We start from the raw sequence: 21,537 nt of genomic DNA, 5'->3' as shown, positions 1-21,537 counted from the left end.
AAATAAATAAAAAATGGAGGAATTGATGATGAATATAAAACAAGTGTTAGATGCGAAAGGTTTAGCATGTCCAATGCCGATTGTAAGAACAAAGAGAGCAATGGATGCTCTACAAACTGGAGAAGTGTTAGAAATACATGTAACGGATAAAGGGTCAGTTAAGGATATTCCAGCGTGGGCAAATAAATGTGGCCATGACATCGTAAAGCTTGAAGAAGAAGGCGATGTGCTGAAGTTTTGGATTAGGAAGGCGTAGTGAAGCAATAGTTTTGTAAATATAGAGAGGTTGGTTATATGAGCACAATATTAAGTACGCTTTTCATTGTACTTGCTGCATGGTTTGTTATTTCACGATTTTTACCAGTGAAAGGTGTTCAAAATATAAATGGCAAAGAATTGAAAAGTATAGTGGGGAAAAAGGGGAAGTATTTTATTGATGTCCGTACAGTAGGTGAATATAGAGGGAATCATATGAAAGGCTTTCAAAATATCCCCCTAAATGATCTAGCAAGTAAGGCGAATCAATTAGATAAGAATAAGGAAGTAATCGTTATTTGCCAAAGTGGAATGAGAAGTAAGCAAGCAGCAAAGGTATTAAAGAAATTAGGATTTCAGCACGTTATCAATGTTTCAGGCGGTATGAATGGTTTGTGAGGAGGGAATTTAAAATGAAAGAAATGACAGTAAAAGAATTGGAAGAAAAATTGTTACGTAAAGAAGCAGTAAATATCGTGGACGTACGTGAAGTAGAAGAAGTAGCCGAAGGGAAAATTCCAGAAGCGTGTAATATTCCACTAGGACTATTAGAGTTTCGTATGCATGAGTTGGATAAAAAGAAAGAGTATATTATCGTTTGTCGTTCTGGCGGAAGAAGTGCACGAGCAGTTCAGTTTTTAGAGAGCTACGGTTTTCAAGCAATTAATATGGTAGGTGGTATGTTAGCATGGGAAGGTAAAGTCGTATAGTACAGAGATACATGATTTGAGCCTTTTTATAAATGATAAAATACCCCTATAGGTAATCGGAGGGAGAACAACATGGAACAACAGAAGAAAACAACAATCGTTTTATTTAGCGGAGATTATGATAAAGCAATGGCTGCTTATATTATTGCAAATGGTGCAGCGGCGTATGATCAAGAGGTAACTATTTTTCATACTTTTTGGGGATTAAATGCTTTAAGGAAAGATGAGCATGTGAAGGTAAAGAAAACTTTTATAGAAAAAGTGTTTGGAAAAATGATGCCACGCGGTGCGGATAAGATGGGATTATCAAAAATGAATTTTGCAGGTATGGGACCAAAGATGATTAAAGGTATTATGAAAAAACATAATGCGATGCCTTTACCAGATTTAATCGATTTGGCGAAAGAACAGGGGATTAAACTTGTCGCTTGTCAAATGACAGTAGATTTATTAGGGTTAAAAGAGGAAGAGATTATGGAAGGGGTAGAGTTTGCAGGAGTAGGAGCTTATTTAGCAGATGCTTCGGATGGGAATGTAAACTTATTCATTTAATTCATCTTCTTTCTAGAAGGGAGGGGATGTAAGATGAGCTTAGTCGTATTACTTTTTATAATTGGATTTATAGGATCGTTTATATCAGGAATGGTTGGAATTGGCGGTGCGATTATTAATTATCCGATGATCTTATACATCCCGGTATTGCTGGGATTTTCTGGCTATACATCACATGAAGTGAGCGGTATTACAGCGGTACAAGTATTCTTTGCAACTTTTGCAGGCGCTTGGGCATACCGGAAAAGTAATGACATGAATAAAACGTTAGTTATGTATATGGGAGCTAGTATATTAATAGGAAGCTTCATAGGGAGTTTCGGTGCTAACATATTAGAGGAACATACAGTCAATGTTGTTTATGCAGCATTAGCTACAATTGCAGCTATTATGATGTTTGTACCGAAACAAAATAATAGTGGAGATGTGAAGTATAATAAATGGTTAGCAAGCTTGTTAGCGTTCGTTGTAGGGGGAGCTTCAGGCATTATAGGAGCTGGAGGTTCGTTCCTTTTAGTTCCCATTATGCTAGTTATTTTAAAATTACCACTGCGCATGACGATCGCAACATCTATCGCTATTACGTTTATTTCCTCAATAGGGATTACTACAGGAAAAATGGTTACTGGGCAAGTAGTTATCATTCCAGCTCTAATTATTGCGGTTGCCAGTATATTTGCTGCGCCACTTGGAGCACGAGTCGGGAAGAGGCTAAATCAAAAAGTACTGCAATATGTATTGTCCACTTTAATTGTAGGCACTGCTGTTAAAATGTGGATCGATATGATATCAAAATAAAAGGATGGTGCTGCTTACAGCCCATCCTTTTATTTATTGCCCGTAAACCTAACGGATTATAGTTTTACTTTATGCCCAAATAACTTTCATTAAGTTTTTATATTCGTCATTTGCTAATTTATATAGCATTCTCGTATGTTCAAAGACAAGTGCTGGATTAAAGTTTGGTTCTGAGAATGCAAGAGATGTTGAAATATCAATTGCATTTTGCTTATTTAATGTGAATTTTGCAAAGCGATAAGATGTATTTAATTCATTGATGACATGTAAAATATCATTTGTTGATGTTGCATCAGGCACGTGAGCAACATTGAAGCAGTATATATCCACCGTAGGATGTTCGTTTTGGAAAGCAGCGATAAGTTGAATCTTTGCGCCAGCTTCAGTCTCTAATCCTACTGAAAAATGAACAGAGCCATCATTTTCATCTATATTTTCTTCCATATATATATCGTTAGATTTTAAGTAGTCTTTAAAATCTGAGATGTTATGTTTTACTGCAGCTTTCATATGTATGAGCCCCCTGATAATTGGAATAGATTGCTACTATTTATTATAATTTAAAAATATTAAAAAAGATAGTTAGAAAGTTCTGATTTTTATATTTGGAAGAATAAAAAGAAGCGGTTCTCTACCTCCATAGAGAACCGCTTCTATATTATTCATTGTCATTAGACGATGTTTCTGTATCTTCACTGCTATTTTTGTTCTTATTTTTCACTTCATTGTTATTTGATTCGCGTTCACTTGAATTTTCAGACTTAGATTCTTTTGTCTTTTTCGAATCAGAGTTTGAGTCAGACTTTGTATATGCAGGTAGCCCAAGATGAGTACGAAGTTCATTTGTAACATTAGCTAATTCTTTTTTATCTGGATTGTAGTAGTAAGTTCGACCACCACCAGCAGATTTGCTACAAGTATCGTCACCTTTTGCCATATAGCAATCATCACCTTGGATTTGTAATTTCTCAATTTCCGAATCCGATCCATATTTATAGAATGAAAGCATATCATCAAATGTTAAGTTTGTAACGAATTGTCCGTTAATATCATCAATGATGTTGCCAACTTTTGTTACAGAACCAACACTTGTTAGTTTCTTTAAAATAGCCTCGATAACGAGTTGTTGACGTTGTCCACGCATTGCATCACTATCGATGTGCCTTGTTCTAGCAAGAGCAAGAGCTTCTTCGCCATTTAGCTTTTGAACACCTTTTTCTAGATGAATAGCCTCAGCATTATCATTGCTATCTTGCTCAGTAAATTCAACTGGTACATCAACTTCAACACCGCCCAAGTCATCGACGATTTTTATAAATGATTTAAAGTTGAATTTTACAAAATAATCGACAGGAACATTCATTAATTTTTCAACTGCATCAATGCTTGCTTGTGGTCCACCATTTTTTCCGTTTTTAGCAGAACCGAATGCATGAGCGTGTGTAATTTTATCTTTTTTCTTTTCTATTGGAATATAAGTATATGTGTCACGTGGGATACTTAATAGTTTAACAGTTTTGCTATCTTTATTAAATGTTGCAAGTAAAAGCGCGTCTGTTCTTATAGCTTCACCATATTCTTTTCCACGGACATCGCTTTCATCGACACCCATTATTAAAACAGAGACATTGTTTGTAATAGGTTTTACAGCCTTATCACGTAAATCAGATTTATCACCGCGTGCTAAATCGTGTGCGGCATTTCGAACAGCAGAAGATGCTTTATTTACTAAAAACCAAGTATAACCGCCGCCTATTAATAAAACGAATAGTATAGCGCTTATAATAATTTTTATTTTTTTCTTATTTTTTTTCGGTTTATTGCGTGTATTTTCTTGCAAAGATGGGTTTTGCTCCATTTCCTGTACTCCTTCATTTGGATTGAAATACGACACTCATATCCACTTATTATAATGAAATTTAGCGAAAAAAAACATTACAAAACATTTACATTTCGTAAAAATTCAATATATTTATAAAAAGTCAGATTTTCTATATATTATTTGTCAGATGTAGAATAAGTATAAGGGCTTTTAGTAGAAATGAAAATATATATTATGAGAAAGTGATAGGGAAGTAAGATTTGTTGAAATATAGCCAAGAAGAAATGAGTAAGCTTACTTATTTCTTCTATATAATAAAGAAGAATTTGACGGATAAAGGAGAGAGCATAATGAATCATACATCATTCCGAGCAATCGTTGTGAACGAAAAGGAAAATCATCAGTTTGTAAGAAAAGTTGTTGAGAGAGAAGTAAGTAGTTTACCTGAGGGAGACGTATTCATACAAGTTCATTATTCTTCATTAAATTATAAAGATGCTCTTTCAGCTACTGGTAATAAAGGTGTTACGAGAACATATCCTCATACGCCAGGAATTGATGCTGCAGGAGTAGTTGTGAGTAGTGAAGATGCTACCATTAAAGCAGGAGATCAAGTTATTGTAACGGGATATGATTTAGGTATGAATACCTCTGGTGGTTTCGGAGAATATATTCGCGTGCCATCATCTTGGGTCGTGCCTTTACCAGAAGGAATGTCATTAAAGGAAAGTATGATGTATGGGACAGCAGGTTTTACTGCGGCGTTGTCGGTATATAAGCTTATTGGGGCAGGAATCAAGCCTAATATGGGAGATGTTTTAGTAACGGGTGCTACAGGCGGCGTAGGCAGTGTAGCTGTTAGTATATTAAGTAAGTTAGGGTTTAACGTAGTAGGAGCGACAGGAAAAATGGAAGAGAAAGATATGCTACTACGTCTAGGAGCGAAAAAAGTGATTCATCGCGCGGAATTGAATGATGAATCAGGAAGACCGATGTTAAAAGGGATATACGCCGGAGTTATTGATACTGTAGGTGGACGTATGTTAGAAACAGCTTTAAAAACAGTAAAGTATGGTGGTTGTGTAACGACATGCGGTAATGTGGCAGGCCAGGAATTACAAACAACGGTATATCCGTTTATTTTACGAGGCATAAGCCTTTTAGGGATAGATTCTGTGCAATGTCCAGCAGATGTGAGAAGTGATGTGTGGACGCTCTTAGCAAATGAATGGAGTAATAAAGAGTTAAGATCTTATACAGGAGAATGTACATTAGAAGAATTAGAGGAGAAGTTTACACTTATATTGCAAGGAAAGTTAAAAGGAAGAACAGTTGTTAAAATATAATAAGAAAGAGACGCTTACATTAGCGTCTCTTTCTTATTATAATGATTGTTTTAAATTGATTTTTCCTTGTTCACCTAAAACACCGTCAGCGATATTTACAGCGTGATCGCCAATGCGCTCTAAGTTACTTACCATATCGACGAAGATGATACTTGCATCACCTGAACAGCTGCGTTCGTTTAGACGTAATACGTGACGTTTACGAAGAACACGTTCCATTTGGTCGATTTTGCGTTCTTTTGCAATAACAGTTTGAGCTAGTTCAGTATCGAAGTTTGTTAAAGCTTCAACTGAGTCTTGCAGTGTTGAAATTGTTAACTCAAGCATTTCGTTTAATTCAGCTAATGCTTCATCTGATAGTGAAACACGGTTTGAAATTTGGAAATCTACAAGTTCTACAAGGTTTTCTACATGATCACCGACACGTTCAATATCTCCAACAACACCTGCTAAAACAGAATGTTTTTCAGAATCCGTAGGTGAAAGTGGCTTTTCTGATAGTAAAACTAAATACTCGGTAATTTTTTTATCTAAATTGTTAATAGCTCCTTCTAATTGAGTAGCCATGTTTGCGTGTTTTTTGTCTTGTGTATTTAAAAATTGATTTGCTTCTTTTAATCCATGTAATGAGAACTCAGCCATACGGATAATCTCTTTTTGAGCTTCAGTTAAAGCGATGGCTGGAGATTGTTCAATAAAGATTGGATTTAAATGTTGTGGTTTGAAGTCAATCGCTGCATCTTCACCACGAATAATTTTTGTTACGATCCATGCTAACACTGCAATGAACGGGAATTGAATGATTGTATTTGTTACGTTAAATGTTCCGTGTGCAAATGCAATAGTCATTTCTGGGTTCAAGTTTAATGATGTTTGGAAATATTGAATTAAACTTGTAAATGGTACTAATAAAATTGTAAAGATAATTGTACCGATAATATTAAAGATAACGTGAACTAATGCTGCACGTCTTGCGGCAATAGAAGTACCGATTGCTGCTAATACAGCTGTAATTGTTGTACCGATGTTATCACCGAATAATACAGGAAGAGCTGCTTGTAAATCGATTGCACCTTGACCAAATAGTTCTTGTAAAATACCGATAGTTGCACTTGAGCTTTGTACAATTAAAGTAAAGACTGTACCGACAACAATTCCTAAAATTGGATTATCACTCATGCTAACTGTTAATTCTTGGAATGATTCTAAAGAACGAAGAGGTTTCATACCTGCACTCATTAATTCTAAACCGAAGAATAACATACCAAAACCGAATACAACTTGACCTACAGAATGTACTTTTTTATTTTTAAAGAAGAATAGTAAGATTGCTCCAATTGCCATAACTGGGAGAGCATATTCTCCGATTTTAATTCCGATAATAAATGCAGTAACTGTCGTACCGATGTTTGCACCCATAATAACACCGATTGCTTGTCTTAATGTCATAAATCCGGCACTTACAAGTCCGACTGTTAAAGCAGTTGTTCCTGAACTGGATTGGATTAATACCGTAACTAACATACCTGCTAGTACACCCATAAGTGGGTTTGTTGTAAAACGATCTAGAATATCGCGAAGACGATCTCCAGCTGCTTGTTGCAGTCCATCGCCCATGTATTTAATCCCGAATAAGAAAATACCTAATCCACCAATGAACTGGAAGATCATATCTTGAACATTATATTCCACGCATTCCACTCCTTAAATTTCATGTACGATGTAATTATTAACTGAACCTTGAGGCACTGTAAACGGTTTGCTAGTAAAATTTACACTAAATTTACAAAGAGAAGAAAAGTTTACAATCCCTTAAAGAAACAGCTGTGTTCTATTGGTTTTCATCTTGTATAAATCTTAATTTTGTAAAGAAATCACACTTTTTAGAATAATATTGTTCAGTCGAATATTAAGGAAAGCGTCTGCGAGTTCATCGTATATTTTTTGATGAAAGTTAAAAAAATATGTAGGAAAATGCATGTAGTTTTATAACAGCAAAACGAGGGGAAATAATTCTTTTAACACGATAAAAAAGCCACTGAATTATCCAGCAGCTTTTTCCGTGTTTTTATCGCCATGCTTTTGTTTTCTTATGCTTGTAATGTAAATGAAGAGAAAAGCAATAAGTAATAGAGAGGAGTAACGATATACAGTTGCATAGTTTGTAAAATGAGCAATAAATCCAAATATAATCGCTCCAGCGCCGATTCCAAGGTCAAATGCGGAGAAGAATGTAGCCGTTGCTACGCCGCGTCGATGCGGTGCTACGCGGTCAATCATCCATGCTTGTAGTGCAGGTTGGATCGCTCCAAAACCACTTCCGTAACATGCTGCAGCAATAATTAAGCTCGGAATTGTCGTCGTATACGACAATAAAATAATGCCTGTAAAAGTTATAATAACTCCCGGAATGATGACGAATGTATGGCCTTTCGCATCATATAGCTTTCCAGAGAATGGACGAGTTACAGCGATTGCTAGTGCGTTACATAAAAAGAAGAGACTAATATCAGCTATGCCGACTTCTGTAGCAAATAGAGTGATAAAACTTCCGATTCCTCCGTACATTAATGTAATACATAATATTAATAATGAAGGAAGTAAAGCTTTACGCTCAATAAATCCATCGAGAAAAGTACTAGATGATTGTTGTGGAGGCTGTTTCGATTTTTGGATTTGAAGTAGTTTCGTTAATATTAATGAAACAATTGTGCACGATAATGCACATAAAAAAAGAATTGTGAAGTTATATGTTTGCATAAGCCATAGTCCGATAAGTGGACCGAGGGCCATTGCAATTGTTCCAGAAAGGCCAAAATATCCCATGCCTTCTCCGCGGCGAGCTGAGGGAATTAAATCAGAAACGACAGTTCCATATGTAGTCGTTGTAATACCGAAACCAGCTCCGTGTAAAATACGAACAGCAAGCAAGAGAAAGATAGTTGAGGCGAAAAGGTAACTGCCCATAGCGAGTAAACAGATAGCAGTGCCGATCATTAAAATGATTTTTTTATTGAATTTTTGCAAGGCGTTCCCAGTTAGCGGTCTAACAAAAAGTGCCGCAACGGTAAACATGCCGACAACAAATCCGATATTGGAACTTGTGCCACCAATTTCTTTCACATAAACAGGTAAGGTTGGAATTAACATTTGAAACCCTAAAAACATACATAAGTTTGCAAAAATTAAAGCAACAAACTCTTTCGTCCATAACGGTTCTCGTTTTACGAGTATTGCTTCTCCCATATATTCATCCCCTATATAAAGTTTTCTCTTTTCTTTCGAGTATATGTATTTGCCAATGCAACAGTCAAGGAAGGTGTCTTGAAAACGGATAACAATTTTTAAGATGAAAAACTGACAAATTTGTGTAAAAGCTACACAACTATGAAAAAAAGATGTAAAGTATAGATGTATAGACTTGTAGGTGTTAAGAATGATAGAAATTGTTTTTTCTTTAAAGAAAGCGGATTCAAAAGAGTAGTGAACAAGAAGGGGATATATACTTTTTCACTACATATATTTGAAAAGGTTTACAATATGATGAAGAAAGAGGCGTGTACATATGAGACGATTAGGTATTTCTATTTATCCAGAACATTCAACAGTAGAGAAAGATAAGGAGTATTTAACATTAGCAAGTAAATATGGATTTACACGTGTGTTCACATGTTTATTATCTGTGGATGGAGAAAAAGAGAAAATTATAGAAGAATTTAAAGAAACGATCTCTCATGCGAATGCATTAGGGTTCCAAGTATTAGTTGATATTAGTCCATCTGTTTTTGAACAATTAGGTATTTCGTATAATGATTTATCATTCTTCCATGAATTAGGTGCGTACGGTATTCGTTTAGATGTCGGTTTCTCAGGATTAGAAGAATCAATTATGACTTATAATCCGTATGGTTTGAAAATTGAGATTAATATGAGTAATGGTACGAAGTATGTAGATAACATTATGAGTCATAGACCAAATCGTGAAAATTTAATTGGTTGTCATAATTTTTATCCGCATCGTTATTCAGGATTATCATACGATCATTTCATTAAATGCTCGAAACAATTTAAAGATTACGGTATGAGAACGGCAGCTTTTATTTCATCATTTGATGCAACATACGGACCTTGGCCAGTAACAGAAGGGTTATGTACATTAGAGCAGCATCGTGAATTACCGATGACAACACAGGCGAAGCATTTATTCGCGACTGAATTAATTGATGATGTTATTATTGCAAACGCATATGCGTCAGAAGAAGAATTACAAGCACTAGGTGCATTAAATAAAGAGAAACAAACATTTGATATAGAAATATATGATACAACGACAGAACTAGAAAGAATTATCGTATTAGACGAACCACATTTTTATCGCGGAGATGTATCTGAATATATGATTCGTTCTACACAAAGTCGTGTGAAATATAAAAAAGAAGAATTTAAACCTCATAATACGCGCGAAATTAAGCGTGGAGATTTATTAATTGATAATGAACAATATGGCCAGTATAAAGGCGAATTACAAATTGCATTAAAAGATATGGTGAATACAGGAAAAACAAATGTAGTTGGTCGAATTGTAGAAGAAGAGATTTTCTTACTAGACTATTTACAAGCATGGGATAAATTCGGATTTACATTAAAGAAATAGAGAGAATATAAAGGGGAAAAACTACTGATTTCAGCAGCTTTTCCCCCTTTATATATAAAGAGCGAGAGGAAGAGCTATGACAAAGGTGCATCAGCGATTAATTTCTATTTTAGAGGAATTTTTAGAAGAGAAATCGATGTTAAATCGAGCTTTTTTAGCAGGCCGTTTACATGTATCAACGAAGACGATTCAAAAGGATATAAAATTATTAAATGATATATTGGAAGAAAACGGAGCGAAAATCGAATCGCAAAGAGGGAATGGGTACGAATTAGAAATTATACAAAAGAAGAAATTTGAAGACTTTTGTGTGAGTCTATTTCAAAAACAGACGGAAAAGATCCCAACTTCTTATGAAGAAAGAATAGCGTACATTCTGCAGCGTGTTTTAATGACAGAGGGATATGTGAAGCTTTCAGAATTAGCGGAAGAGATGTATGTGAGCAAATCAACGGTCAATTTAATTATGAAAGATGTTACAGATATATGTGGTTGCTATGAATTACAAATTGAGAAGAGACCGTATTATGGTATACGTATTGTTGGAGAGGAATTTAATATTCGTTCTTGTTTATCACAATATGGTTTACCGCGTTATGATCATACTCCGTTTCATGAGCAATTTGAGCAGACGGAGACATATTTATCGCTACCTCATATATCACTCATTCGTTCAATTATATTAAAGTATATTGAAGGCGGAACAATATATTTATCTGATATAGAAATTGATAATTTAGTCATTCATATTGCAATCGCATTAAAGCGTTGTCAAAGTCAACATTATATGAAAGGACTGCATGCGGAGCAATCAGAACTTATACTAAAGAAAGAATATACAATTGCGAAGCAGATTTTAGGAGATTTAGAGAAAGAGTTGAAATTTTCATTTCCAGAAGAAGAAGTATTATATGTGACGATGCATTTATTAAGTACTGCTGTTACAACGAGAGATCGCTATGAAAATGTAGAAGAGCTATTAGGGAAAGATATATATGCATTTATGCAACATATTCTTTTTAAAGTAGCGGAAGAACGGAATCTTATTTTTTATTATGATGAAGAATTATTATTTGGATTTGGTATTCATTTAAAAACGTTATTAAATCGTTTGAAGTATAAGTTAAATACGAGAAATCCTCTTTTGGCAGAAGTGAAAAAGAATTATCCGTATGCTTTTGAAATTGCGGTTCTTGTTGGAGATATCATTGGTGAATATACGGGTGAATCGATTCCTGAAAGTGAAATTGGTTATATTGCAATTCACTTCGGCGGAGCGATGAGCCGTTTGCAGGAGCAAAATCAAAAGAAAAGATGCTTATTAGTTTGTGCGACTGGTCAAGGAAGTGCACAACTATTAAAATATAAAATTTTATCACAGTTCCGAGATAAATTAGAGATTGTAGGTATTACAGGCTATTATCAATTGAAAGTAGAAGATCTTTATAAAGAAAAAATAGATTGTATTATTAGTACGATTCATATACCGAGTGGCTTGCCTGTTCCAGTTATAAAAGTGAATTCAATATTTGATGATAAAGAGATTAAATCGATTGGTCAGCGGTTGTTTACGCATGTGAATACTAGTGTGCAGCCTTATATTAAGGAAGATTTAATCTTTTTAAATCATAATGCTTCTACGAAAGAGGATGTTATTCAGTTTTTATGTGAAAAAGCTGCTGAGAAACGCTATGTACCAAAAAACTTTTATGCTTCTGTTATGGAGAGAGAAAATACGTCTCCGACAGCGGTTGGGAATTCAGTTGCAATCCCGCATCCGATGCAGTTATTAAGTGAGGAAACTTTTTTGATGTTTTGCACACTTGAAAAGGCTGTTGATTGGGGAGATAAAAAAGTACAAGTAATTATTTTATTTAGTGTAAAGCGCAATAATAATGAAGATTTGCAAAGGCTTTATGATTTTTTATATGATATTATGTCTAGTCAAACTACGATAGAGAAACTTACTCAGACCGAGGTAATTGAAGATTTTCAAGAGATTTTATTATCATTTTGAAAAAGTATATAAAAACTTCCGTTACATAACGGAAGTTTTTTATGTTTAATTGTATGCGTTTTCATAATAAGATAAAAATATAGAAAACATATAGCTTGGGGGAATTTAAAATGGCTGATATGCAAACTCCATTTGCGTTAATTTTACATGGTGGCAATGCGAGAAGCGCGGCGCTTGAAGCAATTGCTTTTGCAAGACAAGGAGATTTCGGGAATGCCGGTGAAAAGATGAAACTTGCTAGTGAGGAAATTTCAGCAGCGCACCGTATTCAAACGGATTTAATTCAAGAAGAGGCAAGAGGAAATCATGCAGAAATTAGTTTACTGTTAGTGCACGCACAAGATCATTTAATGAATGCAATTACAGTGAAAGAACTGGCTGAAGAATTTATTGCTCTTCATAAACGAGTAGAAGAGAAAGTGACCGTATAAGATGTACATTTTATTATGTTGTGCAGCAGGTATGTCAACGAGTATGGTCGTAAGAAAAATGCAAGAAGAGGCAAAGAAACAGGGGAAGAATTGTAAAATTAAGGCGGTTGATTCAGAACTAGTGAAGCTTGAAATTAAGGAAGCCGATGTCGTTTTAATTGGCCCACAGGTGAAATATTTATTTCCAGCTGTAGAGTTTCTTGCAAATTCATACAACATACCAGTTGCGATTATAGACCAACGAGATTATGGTATGTGTGATGGTTTGAAAGTGCTTAAGCAAGCAGAACAATTAGTTTTAGCATAATTATATCTTTTTAAATATAAACATTATAATGTTATAAAGTTTATTTCATTCTTTTATAGTAGAGAGAAAGAGGAGGGCTATTGATGAATGGGTTTATGAGTTTTATGGAACAAAAGATTATGCCAACAACGCAAAAAATTGCAGGACAACGACATTTATTAGCAATTCGAAACGGGGTTATTTCTACATTACCGTTAACGATCGTCGGATCATTTTTCGTTATCTTTTTAAATTTACCAATTGATGCATATATGGAATGGATTGCACCGTTTCGCCATATTCTAGATATTCCATTTCGATTTACAGTAGGACTAATGGCATTATACGCAGCATTTGGAGTAGGGGCTTCGCTCGCGAACTTTTATCAGCTCAATCAGTTAAGTGCAGGGTTATTATCTGTACTCGCCTTTTTACTAGCATCAGTTGAACCAATTCAAATTACGAAAGCTGTACCAGGTGTTATTGATGCAGGGAGATATATTTCAGTAGGAACATTAAGTGCAACGTCTTTATTCGGCGCAATTGTTACAGCATTAATTGCAGTAGAAATTTATCATTTTATGATTAAGCATAATATCTCGATTAAATTACCAGATAGTGTACCACCAGCAGTTTCAAATTCGTTTGCAGCATTAATTCCAACATTAGCAGTTATTCTTTTATTCTGGGGCATTCGCTACGGTTTGAAATTTGATGTAAATACAACAATTACATACTTAATCGCACCACTAAAATCAGTATTAGTAGGAAATAATTTATTCGGCGGTTTATTAACAGTATTCTTAATCGTATTTTTCTGGTCATTCGGTATACATGGACCAGCGATTTTAGGACCAATTATTCGTCCGATGTGGGATTCAGCAATTCTTGAAAATATGGAAGTATTCACGGCTACAGGAAATGCACATCAGTTACCAAACTTATTTACAGAGCAATTCATTCAATGGTTCGTATGGATTGGCGGATCAGGCTCAACGTTAGCTTTAGTAATTATGTTTATGTTCTCTAAATCTAAGTTCCTAAAAGAGTTAGGTAGATTATCATTCGTACCAGGTTTATTCAATATTAACGAACCAATTATTTTCGGTGCACCAATTGTAATGAACCCAATCTTAATTATTCCGTTCGTTATTACACCGTTAGTGACAACGACAGTATCATATTTCGCAGTTGTTTCAGGTATGATTCCACTCATGATGGCGAAACTGCCATTTACGATGTTAGCACCAATTGCAGCGGTGATTAGTACGGACTGGACAATTATGGCTGGTGTACTTGTACTTGTTAACTTTGTTATCTCGTTCGTTATTTACTATCCATTCTTCAAAATGTATGAGAAACAACAATTAGCAGGAGAGGAGAAAACAGAATGCTCGGAGCAATTATCATCTTAATTACATTCGTGGTCGGACAGTGTATTGCCCATTATTCGAAATGGGTACAAAGTAAATCTTTATTAGTGTTACTACTAGTATCAGTTTTATTTATCGGTTGTTCAATGGGTGCATATGTAATGTTAGGATTGCAATCACCGTACGTAATTATTGTACCGACAATTTTATGTGCAACGTGTTTATCTGCAAAATATAGATTTACGAGCATGGCATTAATACAACGTGTGAAGGAGATGCAAAAGCATGGAGCGTAAATTAGGAATTTCACTTTATCCAGAACATTCAACGAAAGAAAAAGATATGGCTTATATTTCCGCAGCGGCACGACACGGTTTTTCAAGAATATTTACTTGTTTGTTATCTGTGAATCGTCCGAAAGAAGAAATTGTAGCTGAATTTAAAGAGATTATCAATCACGCAAAAGATAACAATATGGAAGTTATTTTAGATGTAGCTCCGGCTGTGTTTGATCAGCTTGGTATTAGTTATAGCGATTTATCATTCTTCGCGGAGTTAGGCGCAGACGGTATTCGTTTAGATGTAGGCTTCGACGGGTTAACTGAAGCGAAAATGACGAATAATCCGTACGGTTTAAAAATTGAGTTAAATGTAAGTAACGATATTGCGTACTTAGAAAATATTCTTTCGCATCAAGCGAATAAATCAGCTTTAATTGGTTGCCATAATTTTTATCCGCAAAAATTCACTGGTCTTCCGTACGATTATTTCATTCGCTGCAGTGAACGCTTTAAAAAGCATGGTATTCGCAGTGCAGCTTTTATTACATCACATGCCGCAAACATCGGTCCATGGGATATTAACGACGGATTATGTACGTTAGAAGAGCATCGTAATTTACCAATTGAAGTACAAGCGAAGCATTTATGGGCAACAGGGCTAATCGATGATGTCATTATCGGAAATGCTTATGCGAGTGAGGAAGAGTTAGAAAAACTAGGAAACTTAAATCGTTACATGTTACAGCTAAAGGTACATTTTGTAGACGAAGCGACTGAAGTAGAGAAGAAAGCGACGCTGCAAGAGTTACACGTAAGACGCGGCGACATAACAGAGTATATGATACGTTCTACAGAAGTACGTAAAAAGTACAAAGATTATGACTTCCCAGTGCGTGAAAGTGTGCTGCAGGAAAGAGGGCAAGTTGTAATTGGAAACAATTCATTTGGTAAGTATAAAGGTGAACTGCAAATCATTCTGAAAGAAATGCCGATAGATGAACGGAAAAATATCGTCGGTACAATTGCGGAAGAGGAGTTATTCTTACTAGATTATGTAGGAGCTTGGACGCAGTTTACTTGTGTGGAATAGGGAAGAGAAGGAGAGGATGCTGTGGCATTCTCTTTTTTCTGTTGATATAGTAGTCTATCGTATATAGAATGCAAAGAGATAGATTTGATTTTGACGGGAGCGAAGGAGATGGAAGAGTATATAGATGGTTTATTAAGGCGGATGGCTGATGAAGATACAGAGGTTAGGCATCGTGCTTATGATGAAGCAAAAGAGCTAGATGACCTATTAACGTTTCCTTATTTACAGCAGAAGGTAACCAAAGCAAAAAAAATAGCAATGAAGAAAGATATGTATTATGTAATGACGAAACTTGCTATTAATACGAAAGAGATCAGTATTGCTGATTATCTTATAGATTGTTTGGAATGTGAACAAAACCCGACTTTGTTAAGTGAACTGCTTAGTAATATTTATACATTGCCAGAAGTAAGTGATACAAATAAAATTATTCCGTATATTTACCATAAAAACGATAGTGTTCGTTTTTGGGCAGTTTCTTCCTTAAAGTTATGTAAATCATTAGAAGCGGAGAGTGCTTTACTAAAGTTGCTGGATACTCAAGAAAATAAAGATGAGATTACAAATATTTGTTATACCTTGCTTGAGATTGGAACAAATCAATCGATTCTGCCGTTAACAAAGCTTTTATATAGTAATAGTGCCTATGTTCGTTCAACTGTTATTGAGGTGTTAGCAAAAATAGGGGGATCGGACTTACAAATAGTTTATATTGAAGCTTTACAGGATAGAAATGTGATGGTGAAATATGAAGCTGTTCGAGCTATTTATACGTATGGCGACGAAATGGCAATGAGACCAATTTGCGAACGTGTGAATAAAATTGTTGCTAGAAGACGTAAAAATGAAGTAGAGCCTACGGATGAAGCAGAGATTATCATTGCTCTTCGTTTCTTACATAAGTTTGCTAATCATGAAGAAGTTTTAAAGATATTTGATAAAGTGTACAAAAAACGTGGAAACTTGTTTATGTCGGAGAGGAAGTGGCTTCGAGATAACATTACTTACTTTCAAGAGAAAGAAAGAATGTAAGAATCATAAAAAAGAGCCAGCCTCAACGATGAGACTGACTCTTTTTTACTAACTAGTTTAATACTTTAACTGTAACTGTTTTACGTCCCCAGCTACTTGATGTACCTTTATCTGGCATTAAAACGTCGATTTTATTACCTTTAATAGCTCCACCAGTATCACCAGCGATTGCTACTCCGTAACCTTCAACCCATACTTTTGAACCTAATGGAATTACACTTGGATCAACTGCAATAAGTTTCATGTTTGGATTAGCTGTTAAGTTATGACCTAAAGCTGATTTTACTTGGTCGCCTGCTTTATAACCATTTTCAAGTGGATCTGCTGTGTAAGCTGTTGCTACAACACGTAACTCACGAGAAGATGATGGTGCACTTGTTTCAGTTTCTTTTGCAACAGGTTGTTGTGTAGCTGGTTTTTGAGCTTTAGCAGCTTCACGAGCTTCAGCTGCTTCTTGAGCCTTAGCTTCTTGAGCTTTAGCAGCTTCACGAGCTTTAGCCGCCTCTTGAGCTTTAACTTCTGCTTGAGCTTCAGCATCTGCCTGGGCTTTAGCTGCTTCTTGAGCCTTAGCAGCTTCACGAGCTTTAGCCGCTTCTTGAGCTTTAACTTCTGCTTGAGCTTCAGCTGCTTCGCGAGCTTTAGTTGCTTCTTGAGCTTTAGCTTTTGCTTGAGTTTCAGCTACTTCCTGAGCTTTAGCAGCTTCACGAACTTTAGCTGTATCTTGAACTGTAGTCGTTTTTTCAACTTTAGCTACTGGTTGAACTTTAACTGGTGCTTTACCCGTTAAGTAAGGAACATGAACATAAGCTGTTTTTCCGTTATATTCAAATTGAATCCAATCATTCTGTACTTGGTGTGCTGTTTCAATTACATCATCTTTTTTCAACTTACCAAGAATCTCTGAGTCTGTGTTTGCACTAGCACGTACGTTTAATACGTTTGCTGTTACGTAGTAAGTGTCTTTTGTATAGTCAGCGTTTATGAAAGCTTCTTTACCGCTATTCAATTGAACTTTTGACCAACCATTTTCTGTATGTAAAACATTTACTTTATATCCATCTAATAATTTTCCTACAACTTTTGATTCAGTAGTTGGGTTTTCTCGTACGTTTAGTACGTCAGTCGTTACGATTGTTTCTGCTTTAGCAGATGTTGTGAAAATCCCAAGACCAAAAACCGCTGCTGTTGCTATACCCATAAATTTTTTCATAATAGCCTCCATTGCATTTGTTTTCGTTGACCTCATTATAGCAACCATTATTTTCTTATTTGCGAAAAACATAAAATTACAAAGCTTTCGTAACGGGGCATTAATATTCTGTAACAATTCCATAAATATCCTGATAGCGCTTCCTTGTTGTTTTTTGGCGTATCAGGGCATATGAAACACAAAATGAGTAGTATTTCAATTACTGTAACGTTAATAATATTACAGTAATATTTCTAGGTGATATCTATAGCGTTACGAAAGTAGCGTATTTTACTGTTTGAATGGAAATTTAGTTATAAAACGATAATATTTTTAGGTGTGAAAATATATAAATGAGGTGAAATTTAATAAAATATCGATATAATTGTTACAAAATCAGTCGAAGTATGGAAAAAATTACGCCTTGATTTTCGTCTATTACATAGTATTTTTGCAATAATAGAATTAGATAATAGCCTTAGTACCTATAAATAATGAAGAGTATTAGAATGATAGTTGTAACGTGAAACATATATAATAGAAGAAACTCAATTTAGTAGATAAATAAAAAACGTAGGAGTGTAAACTCCTACGTTTTTGTTTATTCATATCGTAAACATTCAATTGGATCCAGTTTGGCAGCTTTGTTAGCTGGTAGTAAACCGAATATAATACCGATTAACATTGAGATACCTACTGCAAGAAGTCCAAGTTCTTTTGAGACAACGAGTGGCCATCCAGCAAAGATTGAGACAATCCAAGCGAAGAAAATACCCAGCATGAATCCGATGAAACCACCAAGTCCTGTTAAAATACAAGATTCGATTAAGAATTGTGTTAATACTTTACCACGTGTTGCACCAAGTGCTTTACGAATACCAATCTCCCGTGTACGTTCTGTTACAGATACGAGCATGATGTTCATTACACCGATACCACCAACAAGTAAGGAGATAGCAGCAATACCACCAAATACCATTTTCATCATACCAATTGATTCGTCTAGTTGTTTCGTAAATTCACCTAAGTCTTGTGCTTCGAATTTGTGCTCAAATTTAGGAGCTTTCATTTCGTTTAAGACAGAAACGGCTTGTTTTTCTACACTTTTACGTTCTGTCGGAGAGGTCATTGTTAATCTTACAGAGTCATACTCATTTACTCCTGAAATGACAGGCGCATTTTCAAGTGATGTATAACCTTCAGGCATAGGCATTCCAAAGTCGTTTTTCGTTTCGTATACACCAACTATTTTATACGGCTTTCCTTTTATATCTGTGTATTGATTTGATTCCCAACCACTACTAAATAATTTGTTGAAAGCTTCTTCATTTAATATAACAGCAGGGATTGCTTGGTTTAGTTCACTGTCATTTAATTCACGACCGTGAACTAATTTTATTTTCGAATCTGTCATAAAGGCGCCTGTTCCACCTTTTAAATCAAGATTTACATCTTTTGAACCAGCAGATGCTTTTACTTTCATACTTACGTCTGGATACACATCTTTAACGCCTGGTACAGTTTGCAGACGGTTTAGCATATCAGGTGTGATTTTGGCACTATCTGTTCCGTAATCAGGATTGTTGTAGTAAATCGTTACTTCGTTATCTTTTCCTTGGCCTAATTCTTTTTTAAACTTTGCGTTTGTACCATCACCCATTGAAATGATAGTAATAATGGCACTAATACCGATAATAATACCTAACATCGTTAAAATAGAACGCATTTTATGAGCAAAGATAGAGGAAAGGGCCATGCGTATATTTTCACTCGTATTCAAAATTAACCTCTCCAATCTTGGACGATATTTCCGTCACGAATTACAATTTGACGTGCTGCAGCTTCCCCGATTTCACGGTCATGGGTAATCATAATGATTGTTGAGCCTTGTTTATTTAATTCGTAAAAGAGGTCCATAATTTGTGTGCTTGTTTTTGTATCAAGTGCTCCCGTCGGTTCATCGGCTAAAATGAATTTTGGGTTATTTACGATTGCACGTGCAACAGCGACACGCTGCTTTTGTCCACCTGATAATTCGTTCGGTAAGTGAGTAGCGCGATCAGCTAAACCGACTTTTGTTAAAGCAGCTAATGAGCGCTCGCGTCTTTCTTTTTTATCGACTCCAGCGTAAATAAGAGGTAGTTCTACATTTTGAAGCGCTGTAAGTCTCGGTAATAACATGAAGTTTTGGAATACGAATCCGATCTCTTTATTACGTACGTGTGCAAGTTCTGTTTCAGTCATGTTTGAAATATTTTGACCGGCTAGTTCGTACGTACCTGTCGTCGGTTTATCTAAGCAACCGATAATGTTCATTAATGTTGATTTACCAGAACCAGAAGGTCCCATAATAGAAGTGAATTCTCCTTGGTTCAGTGTTACGTCAATTCCGTGTAATATTTGAACGGATTCTGCACCATTTTGGAAGGATTTCGTGATGCCTTTTAAGTTAATCACTGGGCGACAACCTCCATACCATCTTTTAAGTCTTTTTCAGGTTTAGAGATAATTTCCTCTCCTTTTTTCACTCCAGAAACTTTTGCTTCGCTATCAGTCTCGAATTCAACAGTAACTGCTTGTTCTTTCGCCTTACCGTCTTTTACAACGAAGACAACATTTTTGTCACCTTTTTTCACGATACTGCTTTTCGGAACAATTGTACCAGTTGCTTCGCCAGATTTACTTGTTACGTAAACGTGGAAGCCGTTTTGTAATTCGTCACTATTATCTAATGTGACAGTGAATTGATAGTTAGAAACAGTTTTATTTTCATCCATGCTCTTTAATGGTGTAGAACCGATTTCTGTTACTTTTCCTGTCCAAGTCTTACCAGCGACAGTTTTTGATGAAACAGTTACTTCTTGCCCAACTTTCATACTAGCAAGCTCATATTCAGAAAGTTGACCTTTTACTTTAAATTGACCAGCGTGACGAAGAGTAATTCCGCTCATACCTGTTTTTTCGTCAGCAGTTTTTACGATATCATCAATTACGCCATCAGCAGGACTTGTTACAGAAAGAGTGTTTACTTTCTCTTTTGCTGCTTTAATCATTTCATCAGCTTTTTCAACTTCAAACTTTTTCATTTCAAGTTGTGATTCTAATTGCCCAACTTCAACTTCTGATGCTTTTAATGCTTCAGCAGGAAGGCCTGCATTTTTATCTTTTTGTAATTTTTGTTTCGCCGCATCAATTTGTTTTTGGAACAACGTTACTTCTTTTTGTGCGATTTTCTTTTGCATTTCTGCTTCTGTTATACCTTGTTTCGCAGTCGGATCATTGTATTTAAATAGAAGCTGACCTTTTTTCACTTCATCGCCTTTTTTAACAGCTAATTCATATGTTCCTTTTGTTGGATCGAATGAAATAGTTTCAATTCCATTTGGAATAACTTCGCCACCAAATTTTTGCGCGTTTTGGATTTGTTTTTCAGTTACTTTATATCCGCTATATGCCATTGCTACTTCTGAACCGCCCCCAGCAAATGCAAAGTATGATCCAGCTGCAATTCCGATTGCTACTACACTAGTAATTAACACCTTATTTTTCTTTTTCATCTATTTATCACCTTTTCGTTCGTTTTAGTATCTACATTAAGTATAGAAGAGGTGAAGAATCTGACAAATCGTTTTAGCTTACAATAACCTTACAGTTTTGTAAGGTATGAATATGTAAATGTAAGGTATGAATATGTAAATGTA

22 protein-coding genes are annotated in these 21,537 nt (G+C 35.4%); 14 read left to right on the top strand and 8 right to left on the bottom strand.

Going from position 1 to position 21,537, the window contains the following annotated elements; all coding sequences use genetic code 11:
* Positions 1–25: 25 nt before the first annotated feature.
* The 5 genes from AB6801_RS24030 to AB6801_RS24010 all read left to right on the top strand — a co-directional run bounded on the left by AB6801_RS24030 (position 26) and on the right by AB6801_RS24010 (position 2,315).
* Entirely contained in the window at positions 26–256 is a 231-nt protein-coding gene (locus tag AB6801_RS24030) for a sulfurtransferase TusA family protein (RefSeq protein ID WP_002093886.1), read from the top strand.
* Positions 257–294: 38 nt separating this feature from the next.
* Entirely contained in the window at positions 295–654 is a 360-nt protein-coding gene (locus tag AB6801_RS24025) for a rhodanese-like domain-containing protein (protein ID WP_103652814.1), read from the top strand.
* A 14-nt stretch (positions 655–668) separates the two neighbouring features.
* Positions 669–965 (top strand): rhodanese-like domain-containing protein, encoded by a 297-nt coding sequence (locus AB6801_RS24020; RefSeq protein WP_000661816.1) that lies wholly within the window; start codon positions 669–671, stop codon positions 963–965.
* Between the two features lie 72 nt (positions 966–1,037).
* Complete coding sequence (locus AB6801_RS24015; protein WP_000437728.1) at positions 1,038–1,517, top strand: DsrE/DsrF/DrsH-like family protein; 480 nt, start codon at positions 1,038–1,040, stop codon at positions 1,515–1,517.
* A 33-nt stretch (positions 1,518–1,550) separates the two neighbouring features.
* Positions 1,551–2,315 (top strand): sulfite exporter TauE/SafE family protein, encoded by a 765-nt coding sequence (locus tag AB6801_RS24010; protein ID WP_000060715.1) that lies wholly within the window; start codon positions 1,551–1,553, stop codon positions 2,313–2,315.
* A gap of 69 nt (positions 2,316–2,384) precedes the next feature.
* Here the strand turns inward: AB6801_RS24010 and AB6801_RS24005 are convergent, their stop codons facing one another.
* On the bottom strand, positions 2,385–2,825 hold the full coding sequence (locus AB6801_RS24005) for a hypothetical protein (protein WP_000642362.1): 441 nt from the start codon (positions 2,823–2,825) through the stop codon (positions 2,385–2,387).
* Between the two features lie 148 nt (positions 2,826–2,973).
* A complete protein-coding gene (locus AB6801_RS24000) occupies positions 2,974–4,173 on the bottom strand; it encodes an LCP family protein (RefSeq protein WP_000437392.1) in 1,200 nt (399 codons plus the stop codon).
* Between the two features lie 314 nt (positions 4,174–4,487).
* On the opposite strand from AB6801_RS24000, the gene AB6801_RS23995 reads away from it, so the two are divergent.
* Positions 4,488–5,483 carry a YhdH/YhfP family quinone oxidoreductase gene (locus AB6801_RS23995; RefSeq protein ID WP_001016957.1) on the top strand — a complete coding sequence of 332 codons (996 nt, stop codon included), beginning with the start codon at positions 4,488–4,490 and terminating at the stop codon, positions 5,481–5,483.
* A 36-nt stretch (positions 5,484–5,519) separates the two neighbouring features.
* On the opposite strand, the gene AB6801_RS23990 is transcribed toward AB6801_RS23995, so the two are convergent.
* Together AB6801_RS23990 and AB6801_RS23985 are read right to left on the bottom strand one after the other, a co-directional pair.
* The gene (locus AB6801_RS23990) at positions 5,520–7,175 is read right to left on the bottom strand and encodes a Na/Pi cotransporter family protein (RefSeq protein ID WP_000456270.1); all 1,656 of its coding nucleotides are present in this window, start codon (positions 7,173–7,175) and stop codon (positions 5,520–5,522) included.
* Positions 7,176–7,526: 351 nt separating this feature from the next.
* Entirely contained in the window at positions 7,527–8,729 is a 1,203-nt protein-coding gene (locus AB6801_RS23985) for an MFS transporter (RefSeq protein ID WP_000503237.1), read from the bottom strand.
* 319 nt (positions 8,730–9,048) lie between these two features.
* Between AB6801_RS23985 and AB6801_RS23980 the strand changes: the two genes are divergently transcribed.
* The 8 genes from AB6801_RS23980 (at position 9,049) to AB6801_RS23945 (ending at position 16,647) form a co-directional block, all read left to right on the top strand.
* The gene (locus AB6801_RS23980) at positions 9,049–10,137 is read left to right on the top strand and encodes a DUF871 domain-containing protein (RefSeq protein WP_001253348.1); all 1,089 of its coding nucleotides are present in this window, start codon (positions 9,049–9,051) and stop codon (positions 10,135–10,137) included.
* Between the two features lie 76 nt (positions 10,138–10,213).
* Positions 10,214–12,154 carry a BglG family transcription antiterminator gene (locus tag AB6801_RS23975; RefSeq protein WP_087947998.1) on the top strand — a complete coding sequence of 647 codons (1,941 nt, stop codon included), beginning with the start codon at positions 10,214–10,216 and terminating at the stop codon, positions 12,152–12,154.
* A gap of 110 nt (positions 12,155–12,264) precedes the next feature.
* On the top strand, positions 12,265–12,585 hold the full coding sequence (locus AB6801_RS23970) for a PTS lactose/cellobiose transporter subunit IIA (RefSeq protein WP_000774631.1): 321 nt from the start codon (positions 12,265–12,267) through the stop codon (positions 12,583–12,585).
* Between the two features lies 1 nt (position 12,586).
* On the top strand, positions 12,587–12,892 hold the full coding sequence (locus AB6801_RS23965; RefSeq protein WP_097998771.1) for a PTS sugar transporter subunit IIB: 306 nt from the start codon (positions 12,587–12,589) through the stop codon (positions 12,890–12,892).
* A gap of 83 nt (positions 12,893–12,975) precedes the next feature.
* A complete protein-coding gene (locus AB6801_RS23960; RefSeq protein WP_001013053.1) occupies positions 12,976–14,286 on the top strand; it encodes a PTS sugar transporter subunit IIC in 1,311 nt (436 codons plus the stop codon).
* Positions 14,262–14,540 carry a hypothetical protein gene (locus tag AB6801_RS23955; RefSeq protein WP_000900048.1) on the top strand — a complete coding sequence of 93 codons (279 nt, stop codon included), beginning with the start codon at positions 14,262–14,264 and terminating at the stop codon, positions 14,538–14,540. The genes AB6801_RS23960 and AB6801_RS23955 overlap by 25 nt, the downstream gene beginning before the upstream one ends.
* Positions 14,530–15,615, top strand: coding sequence for a DUF871 domain-containing protein (locus tag AB6801_RS23950; RefSeq protein WP_000440048.1), 1,086 nt, complete (start codon positions 14,530–14,532; stop codon positions 15,613–15,615). The genes AB6801_RS23955 and AB6801_RS23950 overlap by 11 nt, the downstream gene beginning before the upstream one ends.
* Positions 15,616–15,723: 108 nt before the next feature.
* Entirely contained in the window at positions 15,724–16,647 is a 924-nt protein-coding gene (locus AB6801_RS23945; protein WP_000393388.1) for a HEAT repeat domain-containing protein, read from the top strand.
* A 52-nt stretch (positions 16,648–16,699) separates the two neighbouring features.
* On the opposite strand, the gene entC is transcribed toward AB6801_RS23945, so the two are convergent.
* From entC to AB6801_RS23925, 4 genes are all read right to left on the bottom strand, one after another.
* Positions 16,700–17,980, bottom strand: coding sequence for a cell wall-binding protein EntC (entC, locus tag AB6801_RS23940; protein WP_370941186.1), 1,281 nt, complete (start codon positions 17,978–17,980; stop codon positions 16,700–16,702).
* 457 nt (positions 17,981–18,437) lie between these two features.
* Positions 18,438–19,592 carry an ABC transporter permease gene (locus AB6801_RS23935; protein WP_001986269.1) on the bottom strand — a complete coding sequence of 385 codons (1,155 nt, stop codon included), beginning with the start codon at positions 19,590–19,592 and terminating at the stop codon, positions 18,438–18,440.
* Between the two features lie 26 nt (positions 19,593–19,618).
* Positions 19,619–20,293, bottom strand: a complete 675-nt coding sequence (locus tag AB6801_RS23930; protein ID WP_000609104.1) for an ABC transporter ATP-binding protein — start codon at positions 20,291–20,293, stop codon at positions 19,619–19,621.
* Positions 20,290–21,393, bottom strand: a complete 1,104-nt coding sequence (locus AB6801_RS23925) for an efflux RND transporter periplasmic adaptor subunit (RefSeq protein WP_000728827.1) — start codon at positions 21,391–21,393, stop codon at positions 20,290–20,292. The genes AB6801_RS23930 and AB6801_RS23925 overlap by 4 nt, the downstream gene beginning before the upstream one ends.
* Positions 21,394–21,537 lie beyond the last annotated feature (144 nt).

Source organism: Bacillus sp. RCC_6_1, from assembly GCF_041360755.1.
Classification (GTDB): Bacteria; Bacillota; Bacilli; order Bacillales; family Bacillaceae_G; genus Bacillus_A; species Bacillus_A cereus.
Note: the sequence above shows the minus strand (reverse complement) of the source record. Positions and strands in the feature narration are given on the sequence as shown.

What these genes read in the sequence shown, in the direction of transcription:
- AB6801_RS24030 (WP_002093886.1), top strand. Translation starts at nt 26, where the DNA reads ATGATGAATATAAAACAAGTGTTAGATGCGAAAGGTTTAGCATGTCCA.
- AB6801_RS23950 (WP_000440048.1), top strand. Translation starts at nt 14,530, where the DNA reads ATGGAGCGTAAATTAGGAATTTCACTTTATCCAGAACATTCAACGAAA.
- AB6801_RS23955 (WP_000900048.1), top strand. Translation starts at nt 14,262, where the DNA reads ATGCTCGGAGCAATTATCATCTTAATTACATTCGTGGTCGGACAGTGT.
- AB6801_RS23980 (WP_001253348.1), top strand. Translation starts at nt 9,049, where the DNA reads ATGAGACGATTAGGTATTTCTATTTATCCAGAACATTCAACAGTAGAG.
- AB6801_RS23935 (WP_001986269.1), bottom strand. Translation starts at nt 19,592, where the DNA reads ATGGCCCTTTCCTCTATCTTTGCTCATAAAATGCGTTCTATTTTAACG.
- AB6801_RS23985 (WP_000503237.1), bottom strand. Translation starts at nt 8,729, where the DNA reads ATGGGAGAAGCAATACTCGTAAAACGAGAACCGTTATGGACGAAAGAG.
- AB6801_RS23970 (WP_000774631.1), top strand. Translation starts at nt 12,265, where the DNA reads ATGGCTGATATGCAAACTCCATTTGCGTTAATTTTACATGGTGGCAAT.
- AB6801_RS24010 (WP_000060715.1), top strand. Translation starts at nt 1,551, where the DNA reads ATGAGCTTAGTCGTATTACTTTTTATAATTGGATTTATAGGATCGTTT.
- AB6801_RS24005 (WP_000642362.1), bottom strand. Translation starts at nt 2,825, where the DNA reads ATGAAAGCTGCAGTAAAACATAACATCTCAGATTTTAAAGACTACTTA.
- AB6801_RS24025 (WP_103652814.1), top strand. Translation starts at nt 295, where the DNA reads ATGAGCACAATATTAAGTACGCTTTTCATTGTACTTGCTGCATGGTTT.
- AB6801_RS23960 (WP_001013053.1), top strand. Translation starts at nt 12,976, where the DNA reads ATGAATGGGTTTATGAGTTTTATGGAACAAAAGATTATGCCAACAACG.
- AB6801_RS23965 (WP_097998771.1), top strand. Translation starts at nt 12,587, where the DNA reads ATGTACATTTTATTATGTTGTGCAGCAGGTATGTCAACGAGTATGGTC.
- AB6801_RS23925 (WP_000728827.1), bottom strand. Translation starts at nt 21,393, where the DNA reads ATGAAAAAGAAAAATAAGGTGTTAATTACTAGTGTAGTAGCAATCGGA.
- AB6801_RS23995 (WP_001016957.1), top strand. Translation starts at nt 4,488, where the DNA reads ATGAATCATACATCATTCCGAGCAATCGTTGTGAACGAAAAGGAAAAT.
- entC (WP_370941186.1), bottom strand. Translation starts at nt 17,980, where the DNA reads ATGGAATTGTTACAGAATATTAATGCCCCGTTACGAAAGCTTTGTAAT.
- AB6801_RS24015 (WP_000437728.1), top strand. Translation starts at nt 1,038, where the DNA reads ATGGAACAACAGAAGAAAACAACAATCGTTTTATTTAGCGGAGATTAT.
- AB6801_RS23945 (WP_000393388.1), top strand. Translation starts at nt 15,724, where the DNA reads ATGGAAGAGTATATAGATGGTTTATTAAGGCGGATGGCTGATGAAGAT.
- AB6801_RS24000 (WP_000437392.1), bottom strand. Translation starts at nt 4,173, where the DNA reads ATGGAGCAAAACCCATCTTTGCAAGAAAATACACGCAATAAACCGAAA.
- AB6801_RS24020 (WP_000661816.1), top strand. Translation starts at nt 669, where the DNA reads ATGAAAGAAATGACAGTAAAAGAATTGGAAGAAAAATTGTTACGTAAA.
- AB6801_RS23975 (WP_087947998.1), top strand. Translation starts at nt 10,214, where the DNA reads ATGACAAAGGTGCATCAGCGATTAATTTCTATTTTAGAGGAATTTTTA.